General features: G+C 33.1%; 13 protein-coding genes. 1 reads left to right on the top strand and 12 read right to left on the bottom strand.

Annotation, left to right across the window (positions count from 1 at the left end):
- The 4 genes from Q7P22_RS14465 to Q7P22_RS14450 all read right to left on the bottom strand — a co-directional run.
- Positions 1 to 398 (bottom strand): MarR family winged helix-turn-helix transcriptional regulator (locus Q7P22_RS14465; RefSeq protein WP_303865091.1); only part of this gene is annotated, 398 nt, incomplete at its 3' end.
- A 280-nt stretch (positions 399 to 678) separates the two neighbouring features.
- Positions 679 to 1359, bottom strand: coding sequence for a DUF1638 domain-containing protein (locus tag Q7P22_RS14460; protein ID WP_303865090.1), 681 nt, complete (start codon positions 1357 to 1359; stop codon positions 679 to 681).
- Positions 1360 to 1414: 55 nt separating this feature from the next.
- Entirely contained in the window at positions 1415 to 2116 is a 702-nt protein-coding gene (locus Q7P22_RS14455; RefSeq protein WP_303865089.1) for a GntR family transcriptional regulator, read from the bottom strand.
- 367 nt (positions 2117 to 2483) lie between these two features.
- Positions 2484 to 3056: a 5-formyltetrahydrofolate cyclo-ligase gene (locus Q7P22_RS14450; RefSeq protein ID WP_303865088.1), complete on the bottom strand. Its 573-nt coding sequence runs from the start codon at positions 3054 to 3056 to the stop codon at positions 2484 to 2486.
- A gap of 301 nt (positions 3057 to 3357) precedes the next feature.
- Here Q7P22_RS14450 and Q7P22_RS14445 point away from each other — a divergent pair, with 301 nt between their 5' ends.
- A complete protein-coding gene (locus tag Q7P22_RS14445) occupies positions 3358 to 3525 on the top strand; it encodes a hypothetical protein (protein ID WP_303865087.1) in 168 nt (55 codons plus the stop codon).
- 234 nt (positions 3526 to 3759) lie between these two features.
- On the opposite strand, the gene Q7P22_RS14440 is transcribed toward Q7P22_RS14445, so the two are convergent.
- The 8 genes from Q7P22_RS14440 to Q7P22_RS14405 form a co-directional block, all read right to left on the bottom strand.
- Positions 3760 to 5391 (bottom strand): nucleoside kinase, encoded by a 1632-nt coding sequence (locus Q7P22_RS14440; protein ID WP_303865086.1) that lies wholly within the window; start codon positions 5389 to 5391, stop codon positions 3760 to 3762.
- 130 nt (positions 5392 to 5521) lie between these two features.
- Positions 5522 to 5974, bottom strand: coding sequence for a ribonuclease HI (gene rnhA / locus Q7P22_RS14435; protein ID WP_303865085.1), 453 nt, complete (start codon positions 5972 to 5974; stop codon positions 5522 to 5524).
- Between the two features lie 92 nt (positions 5975 to 6066).
- Complete coding sequence (locus Q7P22_RS14430; protein WP_303865084.1) at positions 6067 to 6609, bottom strand: Holliday junction resolvase RecU; 543 nt, start codon at positions 6607 to 6609, stop codon at positions 6067 to 6069.
- A gap of 124 nt (positions 6610 to 6733) precedes the next feature.
- The gene (locus Q7P22_RS14425; protein WP_303865083.1) at positions 6734 to 7681 is read right to left on the bottom strand and encodes an RluA family pseudouridine synthase; all 948 of its coding nucleotides are present in this window, start codon (positions 7679 to 7681) and stop codon (positions 6734 to 6736) included.
- A gap of 9 nt (positions 7682 to 7690) precedes the next feature.
- The gene (gene polA, locus Q7P22_RS14420) at positions 7691 to 10372 is read right to left on the bottom strand and encodes a DNA polymerase I (RefSeq protein ID WP_303865082.1); all 2682 of its coding nucleotides are present in this window, start codon (positions 10370 to 10372) and stop codon (positions 7691 to 7693) included.
- A gap of 211 nt (positions 10373 to 10583) precedes the next feature.
- The gene (locus tag Q7P22_RS14415) at positions 10584 to 11735 is read right to left on the bottom strand and encodes a DUF4349 domain-containing protein (RefSeq protein WP_303865081.1); all 1152 of its coding nucleotides are present in this window, start codon (positions 11733 to 11735) and stop codon (positions 10584 to 10586) included.
- Between the two features lie 2 nt (positions 11736 to 11737).
- Complete coding sequence (locus tag Q7P22_RS14410) at positions 11738 to 12310, bottom strand: RNA polymerase sigma factor (RefSeq protein WP_303865080.1); 573 nt, start codon at positions 12308 to 12310, stop codon at positions 11738 to 11740.
- A gap of 199 nt (positions 12311 to 12509) precedes the next feature.
- A partial coding sequence (locus Q7P22_RS14405; RefSeq protein WP_303865079.1) for a phage holin family protein occupies positions 12510 to 12760 on the bottom strand: 251 nt, incomplete at its 5' end.

The following is a 12760-nucleotide window of genomic DNA, read 5'->3' as shown; positions in this document are numbered from 1 at the left end:
GCTTTCATTAGAGCATACTCTTCTTGTTTGTTTAATTCCGTTACAATGTCATGTACCATATTTTCGTGAAAAGATGTGTGTTTTCCCATAATATCATGAGCCTTGTCCGTAAGGTTTACTATAACTACTCTTCGATCCTTTTCACTTCTTTTACGCTTAACAAAACCCTTCTTTTCTAAATTGTTAATAGAAGTAGTAAGTGTTCCCAACGTAATACCTAATCTAGAAGCTATTTCGCTCATGGGTTTTTCTACATCACTAGCAATTGCCTCTAATGTATGAATTTCTGTAATAGATAGATTCACCCCTAAGCTCCTTATAAATTTTTCTTCTGCCTTAAGAACCAAATTAAATACAATTACTAATGCCTCGTTTAATATACTGTATATATCTTTCATCGTTATCACCATCAAGTTAATTTGATAATCAAATTATCCTTTCAATTATAACCTTAAGGTTTTTTGCCGTCAACCATAAGAAATCATCTTTGCGCTTTAGCTCTCTGCTGCCAGCCATCAGTAACTTTAGGGCTAAGCTTCGGGGCAAAGATTTTACCTTTAGACATTAAGATGATCATTAAAAAAGATATCTTATCACAACATAAAACTTGCATCCTAAAATGCAAGTTTTATGTTGTCTATTAAAGAAAAATATATACTATAACTTAAATATAAATTCTTAAAAACTTTGAGACATTTCATCTCCTGTAATTTTGCCAAAATGTTTATATACGATTTCTTCTCCTGGCTTGATGATTCCAAAAGATTCATCCCATTTTCCAGACAGTAATCTTTCCAAAATGGACAGGCTACCTTCTTCTACTATAAAACGTAAATTTGTCTTGTTAGCAAGGTCTTGAACGATATGACCATAGTAATCCATATCATAAGTTTTTGTATCGATAAGCATTAAATTTTCATAGTGCTTAAGCATTGCACTAAAAATTCGCTTAGCTCTCTTTTCTCCGTACTTCTCTAAACAATATTTATACTCAACAAATATGCTCTTCTCTCCATTGATCCAGCCCTTTGTTAAGAAATATGTATTTTTCCTAATATAATCTATATTTTGGTAATCACATAACAACATGGATATACAGTCAGCAGTCACGGGAAAAACTATACTTGTATGAGTTGCCTTTAAACCAATTATGGAATTACCACAGCTTCCATAACCTAGTAGTATATTATCATAGCCTATATGGCTATCAATAACCTTTTGAAGTTCACTTCTCAAGCAATTAGGTTCATTGTGCAAACTGGCATTCATCCAAATCATATCACCAGTAAATCCAATGTTTTCTGTAACCTTTTCGATCTCATCTTGAATGGTCTCGCATACTATTAATAAATTATTCATATTTCCCAACCCAAAGCAATCCTTTCATTTATTGTAATGCACAGAAATTATTTTGCTATAGTGAAGAGATTGCTTGTAATTGGAAATAATCACTTAGAAAATAAGTAGTTCCCCAACCAACAATTTTATCCTCATCGTCCAAAAGTTTTTGTTCAATAGCCATGATGGGATCCCCATCATTTATTCTCAAATTATCTACTACATCTTTAGATGCTCTTTGCGCTTTTATTTTCAACTCTTTGCGTATGGCAAAGAGAGACTTTTTTTGGCCTACTAACTCAGGAAATGTAGCATAGTTAATTTCTTTTTCTACTACAGGCATGCCCCTATAGTAGGGAATATATTTCAAATCATAAGCTACAGGTTTTGTATCAATGTACATTAGTCTTCGCACTAATATAAGTCTTTGGTTTTCAAATACCTTCATATTGCACATAGTTTCTGCAGTTGGCTTAACAACATTGACATCTAGTAACTTTGTCTCATCTACGCTACCCTCAATCGATTTCATTTCATTAAAGTACAGAATGTACTTGTCTTGATCTGGCACACTTACATAGTTTCCTTTTCCAGGTATAGAGTAAATATAGCCTTCAGAAGATAGTAAAGTCAAACTCTTGCGAACAGTCATTCTTGATACATTATACTGATCAGAAAGCATATTTTCGGAACAAATAGAGTCTCCTGGTGCAAGTTCTCCTGAATTAATTTTTTTCTTTAAATCCTCAGCTATAACAATATAAATTGGCCCTCGCATTTGACTCTCCCTCTGTCTTTATATAACACAATATCTTATGAGCACAAAAGTCTACTCGAAAGCACTATACAATTCACTCTAATCTGATCTAGACGCCTAAAACGTATTCTTCAGTCATCTGCGCTTATCTTATATCCTTGTATTCTTTCAGTAAGGCATCGCCATTCTAATATAACACCTCTTTGTCTTTATACTATAGCCAAAGATTTGTTATGAACTCTTAATAGCGTGTATTGGACAAAGACGAAACAAGACTTCTCATGATATACAAGTGAAATGCATTAATGCTATTGTGATTTTATTAATAATATAGATGTACTTCATTATAACAAATTCATTTCAACTTGTATATACAACTAAAATATATTTAAATTATTTTAAATACATCTTCGTCTGCAACTACATAATCCATAGGAATATCATGAGCTTCTATTGGTATTTCGTCAAAGATAAATTCTTGTAAAACAGGAGCGATTGTTACTAGCTTATCTGACGCTTTTGATAATAATTTGTCATAATAGCCCCCGCCATAGCCCATTCGATCTCCTTGTTTTGTAAAGGCTACTCCTGGCATAATGATTAAATCAATATCTTTTGGATCAATCTGTTCACATTCATTAGGTTCTAGTTCTAAAATCCCATATTTGGTCATATTAAAACCTTCTGGAAACGACTTCGTTTTTCCCAAAATTAAAGTTCGATCGCTATATCTACATATCGGTGTGATTACATTTTTCCCCATTGAAATACACTCAGATATAAAATCATGAGTATTGATTTCTTTACCATAACTAACGTAGATCATGATTGTTTTGCTTTTTTTAAACTCGTCTATTTCCTTAACTTTTTCAAGTATCACTTTACTACGGCAATTTAACTCTTCATCACTTATCTTATCCCTCGCCTCTAAAACTTTTTTTCTCAACTCTTTCTTATTCAATAAAAACACCCCCGATTTATTTATAAGTTCATTATACCATATATATAGATAATTGTTTTCATACCGATTCTTCATATTTCTTTCTTAACGCTCCAAAAGCAAGAGAATACAAAAAAATTATTATGTTTTCTATTAAACAAAAAATTTAATTTACGCTCTATATTATCATTACTGTATTTATAAATTCTAGTAATCTTCTTAATAATTTTCAGAAAATACCTGATTAATTTATACAATACTGCAAAAGATAAATTCGAACTATAAAATGAGTATAAAATACTAAGGAAAGGTGGCAAAAAACATGAATAAAACCACAAGAAATGCTATGATCAGTACTATGACAGCTGTAGCTGGAGCAGTGATTGTAAAATCGATGCAAAACAATAAGACAAGACGAAAAGTAAAAAAAACCGTTAACAAAGCATTTGATACTGTTACAGACTCTGTACAACACATGAACATGAAATGAGTTGTACGTTCTATGTAAATGCATTTTAGTCACCAAATATGACTTCATTATTTAAACGTGCATATAATTTAGAACCAACAACCATCTTTATATGACTTAAGTATAGAGACTACAAACAATAAGCCACCCCTAGGTGGCTTAAATACGTAGAACTTACAACCAATAAGCTACCTTTGGGTGACAAAATAAATAGAACTTAAAACCTACCCTTAAGAAGTGGTACAAGGCTTGCCATCACTCATATATGCTTCCGCCTATAAATTCCCTAATTATTGAATTTCCTAAAATTTGACTTGTATTTTCTATTGGTAAGAAAAGTTCTAGGAAGCCGATTATTCTTTCAGCGTGAATATACATTGGACTATCTTCCTTAACTTCTTTTAAAATAGGCAATGCATAATTTCTCATAACAGATATTTCATATAATAAAGCGGAATTAAAAATATAATCTGCTTCTTCCCCATATGGAAAGATATTTATTTCTTCTCCCTCTCGGACGGAGCGCCACATAGCTAGAGTGCTTATTCCATTATGACCTCTTGTATTATAATCTCTAATCAATCTCCTAATAAGGCGAATATCTGTAGTGGGTATTCGATTATATGAGTCAATATTTAGATGAGTTAAGGCATTGAGATAGATTTTATACTTATTTTCTTTTGGAATATAGTGAGTTAATTTTTCGTTGAGACCATGAATTCCTTCTATGATAATTGGATTCTCTTTGGCAATCTTAATTTTTGATCCTCTTTCTCTCTTACCTGTAATAAAATTATACCTTGGGATTTCTACTTCCTTATACTCTAATAATTGTAGTAGATTTTCGTTAAAGAGCTCAATATCAAGGGCATTAATGCTATCAAAATCATATTCTCCCCTGCTGTTTTTTGGGGTCTTATCCCGATCTAAAAAATAATTATCTAATTCAATAGTCACCGGTCTTAGACCATGAACCAATAGGTTTGTTGCAAGTCTTTTAGATGTCGTTGTTTTCCCTGCAGAGGAAGGTCCTGCCAAGACAATTAACTTTGCTCTATCAGGATTTAATGCAATTTCATTAGAGATATTCATGAGATCTCTCGCATGCCTCGTTTCTGCTACTCGAATCAATTCTACTATCTCATTGTCTGCAATTTTGCGATTTAGAGAAACTACGTCTTGAACATCTAAGAATTTACACCATTTTTGATAGTCGGAAAAAACGTGAAACAACTTCTTTTGATCTTCAAATTCTACCACTTTTTGATTATTTGTTTTAGGATAAAGGAGTACAAAACCTGGATAATAATATCTTAAGTAGAACTGTTTCAAATAACCAGTATTCGGTAAGATATATCCATTAAAGTAACCATAAAGACCATCTAATTCATAAATGCAAATAGAATCTCCATTGATATACTCAAAAAGATCTTTCTTTTGAGGTAATTTTTTTATAGCTTCTTTTTTATTACATGTTACTTTTCTAATAGGAAGATCGGCCTTTATAATTTTGTCGACAATACTGGCTATTTTATCTACTTCGTATTTTTTTAACCTTTTATTGCCTTTAAACTCGCAATAAATCCCACCTCCTAAAGAGTGCTCAATAGATAATTCCTCTTGTGGCAAAACAATTTCAGCTGCTTTAATCAATACAAAAAGCAAACTCTTTTCATATATTTTTACACCAAGAGGAGAACTTAAATCAATTAAGTCTAGTTTACAGTCTTTCGTCAGTAGAAAATTTAGATCTTGCACCCTATTATCAACGCTAACACCCATAATAGGATTATCGGAATCTAACCTTTGAATAAATTCTGCTACAAGCATTCCATTTTCCACTTCATATTGTTTGTTTTGAACCGTGATTGTAACATTTCCTCTCATAATTCACCCCACTTTAGTCCTAGCTTTAAAAGTAGTCGCTAGTCACTATCCTTTTAGCTTACATGTATTTTTTTGGGTCTCCATAGCTACCTTGGGTAGCTAGAGACTAGCTTCTAGTAACTTCCCTTATCTACAACGCGTCCATAGCCTGATTTACTAATTCATCTGCTCTGTTATTGTACTTATCATTGGCGTGACCTTTTACTTTTTCTATGGTAAAATCATGTTCTTTAGACAACTGGTCTAGTTCTATCCAAAGTTCTTTGTTTTTTAGTTCACCGCTTTTTCCTCTAGTCCAGCTTTTTTTCTTCCACCCCTCAATCCATCCTTGTTTGAAGGCGTTTACTACATAGGCTGAGTCGCTGTACAAGGTAACTTTACATCTCTCTTTTAGCATTTGAAGAGCTTTTATAACAGCCAACAACTCCATTTTATTATTTGTCGTATTATAAAAACCTTCTTTGTACTCTTTTACAATATTTTTTGCTGGATATAAAAGTACGATTCCCAAGCCACCTACATTATCCTTGGAAGAATCATTCCCTCTGCAACCACCGTCTGTATATATTATTATTTCTTTCATAAAAATTTATTCCTCCGTCATAAATTGGTTGGTTCGTTAGTCGGTTGGACAGAAAAATCGAACTAGCCCATAGGCGAAAAACGTCCTCCCCTTCATATCTCATTTCCCACATCACAAAGGTATGTATTTAATGTTTCTAAATAATGGACTAAAAACAGTCCTTTCTTTTTGATTTCATATTTCTCAAGGCACTCTTTATAGGGAACAGATTTTCGACCTCCATTTTGTGCATTGTCCCAGTATCTTTTAATGATTTTAAAAGGTATGAAAAAATACTGATCCTTACTAGAAAAATATACAATAATAAAGGAGATTCCCTTTTGCTTTTCAAATTTCTCCATAAATAGCATTTGATGACGATGAATATTGGATATGGGCAAGCTTTGCTTTGACGTCTCCTTTGCATCAAAGCATACAGGTATCCCCTGAACATTGCCCATATAGTCTACTGTGCTCTTCTGTTCGAAATAAGCTTTCTTTATGATCCCCTTGTTTTGATCTAATTCTACAGGTTTTATTAAAGTTGGAATCTTTTGAATAACTGCTAAGTTTTTTTTAATGTATTCATCATTGGTTATATTAATATACTCTTCTAAAGTACTTCCCCTAAGCCCTCTACTATTCCAATAACCCATTTCATCACTCCGTTCTTTTAGTTGCTAGTTGTTAGTCACTAGCTTTAAAAGCAGTCGCTAGCCATAAGTCCCTAGCTTGCGTGTATTCTTCAATGGTCTTTATAGCTACCAAAGGTGTTTGGTGCTAAGGACTAGGAGCTAGGGATAATGACTGTCTTTCAAGAATTTCTTGTAGTTTCTTCGGCAGTGGGGCTGTAATAGTGAGCGATTCTTTTCCGTTGTAGTTTAAAATGATAATTTTATAGGCGTGTAGGAATTGATTGCTTAGCTCGTACTCTTTATTCCATTTTATATCTCCGTACTTAGGGTCTCCTATAATAGGATGACCGATGGATTTAAGGTGAGCCCTTATTTGGTGGGTTCTTCCTGTTACTAATTCAACTTGTAGTAAGCTTACCTTCCCATTTGAATGTAGAGGCTCTATTTTTGTTATTACTTTTTTTGCCTCGTCATTTAAAGAAGTCTTTGTAATCTTGACTTGGTTCCCCTCTTTTATCCAATCCCCCTCTAATGTTTGAGCCTTCGTCACTACGCCTTTGACTAGGGTTAAATAATACTTTGATACTTGATTGTCCTTAATTTTTTGATTGATTTCTTTTAAACCATCGTAAGTCTTTCCTATTATGACAATTCCTGAAGTATTGCGGTCTAGTCTATTGCAGCTCGCAGGGACAAAGGTCTTTTCATCCTTTGGATTGTAGGAGCCACTGTGAATGAGATACGTAATAGCTCGATTAACAAGGGAGTTTCCCTCTCCGTGAGTTAATGTATTTGAGCTTTTGTTTAATACTAAGATTTTATCGTCTTCGTAAAGAATATTGATGTTTTTAGATACTTTATCTATGGATTTTTCTTGTGTAAACTTCTCAACGGTTTCCTCAGCTAAATACAATTGCACTTCGTCTCCTACTTGCAGAGAGTAATTCGGCTGAGCTTTTCCTTTATTTACTTTTATTCGCTTCTTTCGGATCATTTTTTCAATAAATCCCTTAGAGGCTTTATTCATATACTTTAACAAAAATCGGTCTAATCGCTGACCAGCTTCATTTTCTCCAATCTCAATTGCTTTCATATTATGACCTCACTTAGATTCGTACCAATTCTCTCCAATATTAATATCTACCGTTAGCGGTACTGCTAGCTCAGCAGCGTTTTCCATCTCTGACTTTATAATTTCTTTTACCACATCAATTTCATCCCTTTTTGTATCCACAATAAGCTCATCGTGAACCTGTAAAATCAGCTTAGATCTTAAACCTCTTTTGTTAAATTCATTGTATACTCGAACCATGGCAATTTTTATTACATCTGCAGCGCTACCTTGAATAGGTGTATTTAAAGCTAATCGCTCTCCTGCATTGGCAATAACTTTATTTCTTGAATTAATTTCTGGAATATACCTTCTCCTACCAAATATTGACGTCACATATCCTTTTTCCTTTGCCTCTACTACAATATCTTTCATGTATTTTTCAACTTTTGGATATCGTCCAAAGTACATATCAATATACTCTTGAGCTTCTTTTCTTGTAACATGAATATCTTGTGATAATCCAAAAGCTTGTTTTCCATAAATAAGTCCAAAGTTAATAGCTTTGGCGTGACTTCTTTGTAGGCTAGTTACTTCTTCTAGGGGGACATTAAAGATTTCCGATGCCGTTCTTCTGTGAATATCTTCGCCCTTTTTAAAGGAATCAATTAATGTTTCATCTCCAGAAATATGAGCTAAAATTCTAAGCTCAATTTGGGAATAATCTGCATCGACAAGTACATTGTCTTTTGATGAAGGTATGAATATTTTTCTTATTTGTCTGCCAATTTCAATCTTCACTGGAATATTTTGCAGATTAGGCTCAGAACTGCTTATTCTTCCCGTAGTAGTTATAGTCTGATGGAAGGAAGAGTACAATTTATGATGTTGCTTATCGATGATTCCCTTAAAACCTTTAATATAGGTAGAACTTAATTTGGCTATGGTGCGATATTCTAATATTTTTTCAATAATAGGATGATCTCCCCTTAATTTTTCTAAGACTTCCGCATTCGTAGAGTAACCTGTCTTCGTCTTTTTCATTACGGGCAATTTTAACTCTTCAAAAAGAATTTCTCCTAACTGTTTTGGTGAATTAATATTAAACTCCCGACCTGATAAACCGTAAATATCCTTTGTCAAGCGCTCTAATTCTTTATCAAATTGAGTATCTAATTCATTTAACCCATCTACGTCAATTTTAAACCCTTGATACTCAAAAAAAGACAGCACTTCAACTAAAGGCATTTCAATATCCTTATATAAATGCTCCATATCAAGTTCTTCCATTTTTTCTTGAAAGATAGGTTGTAAAAGACAAATAGCCTCTAAGTTATCAATCAAAAGTCCTTTTTTATCTTCACCCATATCTAAAAAAGAAAGTTGATTTTTTTTCTTGCCTACTACTTCTTCTCTACTCTTCATATTTATATCCAGGTATTTTTGAGCTAAATCATCTATATTATATCTGCTGTCAGATGGCTCTAATAAATAAGCTGCAATATAGGTATCAAAGTCTGCATTTTTTAAAGAGATCTTTTTTTGCATACAGTAAACCATAAGGTCTTTGAAATTATGACCAATCTTTTTAATTCCTTCATCTTTCATAATATCTTTAAAAAATAAGGTGAAATCATCTTTGTCTATATTATCTTGAAAAAAGAAGATTTCCTTTTTTATGCCAATAGCTAATCCATGTAATACTCTTTCATTATACATATGACTAGAGATATACCACGTCATAAAGATTTGCCCTGCTGCCTTAGCCTTTTCTAAAATAGAATCCATCGTAGATTTATCTAGTGCATCTATAACATCCTTAGAAGACTTAATTGTATTTTCTTCTTTGACTTCATCTATATTTCCTATTCTCTTTAAAATAGACATAATGTCTAATTCCATAAAGAAGTTTGCAGCTTCTTTTGTCTTGTATTCATTTGCTGTAAATTCATCTAATTCAAAATCTACTGGCACATTAGTAATAATCGTGCCTAATTGCCTGCTTAGGAAAGCATTTTCTTTATCATTTTCCAATTTTCCCCTTAACTTGCCCTTTTGCTCATGGATATTCTCATAGATTGTTTCTAAGTTTTTATATTGTTGTACAAGCTTAATAGCAGTCTTTTCCCCTACACCAGCTACTCCAGGAATATTATCTGATTTATCACCCATTAAAGCTTTGACCTCAATAAGGGCTTTAGGGGTAATCCCTTCACCATAGAGCTTTTCAATTTCTTCTTCATTTATTACATCTACATCGCTAATGCCCTTTTTCGTAAACAGCACATTGATATTGTCATCTACCAATTGAAAGGCATCTCGGTCTCCAGTCAAAATTTTCACCTCAATGCCCTCTGCAGAATAGGTTTTTGCTATGGTTCCTATTAAATCATCTGCTTCAAAACCTTCTAAAGATATTCTTCTAATGTTTAACTTGTCCAGCATTTCATGAATAAGCGGCAGCTGAGTTACCAAGTCTTCAGGCATTTTTAAGCGACCCGCTTTATAATCTTCAAATTTTTCGTGCCTAATAGTAGGCTTTTTCTCGTCAAAAGCTACTCCTACATAATCTGGCTGATGTTTTTCTAATATATTCAAAAGAATATTTGCAAATCCATACACAGCATTTGTAGGCACCCCCCTTTTACTAGTCATAGGGCGTATTCCATAAAAGGTTCTATACATAAGACTATTGCCGTCAATTATAACCATTTTTTCCTTCAATATTGCCACCTCAATTCTAATACTATAGTCGTCAAAACTCATCTCATTTATTCAAACTGGATAATAGACCACTTAGTAGATTATAACAATTTTTTCTATAAAAGTAACGTAGAAAGTGGAAAGTGGAAAGTGGAAAACGAAAAAATGCTAATTCACTGGGAATTAGCATTTTTAACTAAACTCATCTGACTTGTAAGTTCTAAATGGTAAGTAAAACTACCTATTTCTTCCACTTCTTCCTTACAAACCAAGCTACCGGAAGGAGTATAATCGCAAAGGGAATCATTCTTGCTATGAGCACAATCACGAAATGAATTACCTGCAAGAGCAGATTAATCGATTGGATAAATCCTTTGCTGATATTTTCTAATAACTTCCCAAAGGGGGATTTTACGGTAGTGGCTAAGGTTCCTGTTTCTCTAAGATTTACCGTAATAGTCGAATAACTTATCATTCGATCGTAATGATCTAATTGTGTATTGATTCTATTGAGCTCTGTTCGAACTCTACTGAGCTCTGTCTCAATCGTCAGCATATCTTCTATTTTTTCTGCTTTTTTCAAATAATCTACTAGCCTATCTTGTTGAATTTTTAAAGATTCTTTTTCACTTTCAATATCTCTGTACTCAGTAGAAATATTTGTACTGCTGATATTTGTACTAGTCTCTTCTCCAAATTCTTTTAATTTATCTATTACTTTATTAAATTTTTCAGCAGGAACACGAATGATCAAATAAGAATGACTCGTATAAAGCTCAGAATCGGTGTGGCTGCCATTATAATTATCGGAGCTCTCAACAAAACCACCATTTTCCTTTACATAATCTTTAATTCCTTCCATAGCCTTATTAGCATCCTCAACGTCCAGGCTAAGAGTGCCTTGATATATAATTTTATCGATATCAAAGACCTCATCTTTGACTATTGTCAAAGAATCTTCCTTAGATTCTTTTGCCATCTCAATCCCTGCCGCCTGATTATTCTCAAAATCTGTTACGACACGAGAATCCATAGCAAATTCTTCATCGGAAGATGTGGTTTCAGACACATAAGCATTACTAAGGGGAGACTTAAACAATAAACTTGTAATCAAAACACCTACAATAAAAACAGCCGCATAAGGTAAAAATCTCTTCATTTTATTTCCCTTCTTTCTGGTTTTTATTTGCTTTATAATCTTCTGGGAAAAATTTTCAGGTACTTTTTCTAGCTCTATTGATTTTATAGTATCCACAGTGTTTTTCATTTCTCTGTAGTTATTTTGACACTTTTCACATTGTTCTAAGTGTCTTTTAATTCCAACGGTTTCTTCTACAGAAAGGAGTTCATCTATATAATCATCTATTTTTCCTTCCAATTCTTTACAATCCATTTTTATTCATCCTTTCCCAAACCATAAGGCTTGTTTATTAGCTTTTCTTTTAGAATTTTTCTCGTTCGACTAATACGAGATTTAACTGTTCCTATAGAAATCCCCAGAATTCTACTGATTTCTTCATAGGAAAAATCTTGAATATCTCTAAGAATGATAATTGCTCGCTGCTCTAGGTTTAATTCCATTAACGCTCTTACAATCAGTTCTTTTTTTTCTTTATTTATTACAGTTGTCTCTGGGTCTACAGTGTGGCCTTGAAGAAAGGAAAATGAATCTTCACCAAGAGTTTCTAAAGGGTACTCCCATTTCTTTTTCTTTAAATGATCTTTGCCTGCATTTATAGCAATGCGAAAAAGCCAAGTGTAAAACTGGCTATTTCCTTTATAAGTATGTAATTTTTTATACACCTTAGCAAAAGCCTCTTGAGACACATCTTCTGCGTCTTCCCGATTACCTAGAAGGCGTAGAAGTATATTAAAAACTTGCTTTGAGTATTTATTTATTAATATTTCAAAGGCAAGTAAATCTCCTTTTTTAGACTTACTGATTAACTCTTGTTCCACAACATCCATTTTCCTCACTCCTTATCCCTCTTCTATTAGACGATCATTCCCATAATTTGTTCCTTTCTTAAATTATAAAACAGAAAATGGAAAGTAGAAAGGAAACTTTACACCTCTTCCTTTTGCGATTTTGCTAACCACCTTAATAAAAAAACACCAAGCAAAGACAAATACCTTTGCTTGATGTTTCTAGTTTATTGTATATATTCTACTTATTATCCAACACTTGATCTCCGGGTATTATTGCATCTACTATCCCTAATACTAATGCACCTATAATGGCTCCTATAAAGGATACATTAAATCCATCTACAATCAATCCAGTTACGTATAATACAATTGCAGCAACGATAAATCCAATAAATCCTCTGCCAAATGGGGATGCACTGATAGGCGTAAACCTAGAAATAAGCCAATCTAGTACACCTATAATTATAGGTGTACTAGATTGGCTTATTT

The sequence above is a fragment of the Alkalibaculum bacchi genome, assembly GCF_937875145.1.
Taxonomy (GTDB): domain Bacteria; phylum Bacillota; class Clostridia; order Eubacteriales; family Alkalibacteraceae; genus Alkalibaculum; species Alkalibaculum bacchi_A.
Note: the sequence above shows the minus strand (reverse complement) of the source record. Positions and strands in the feature narration are given on the sequence as shown.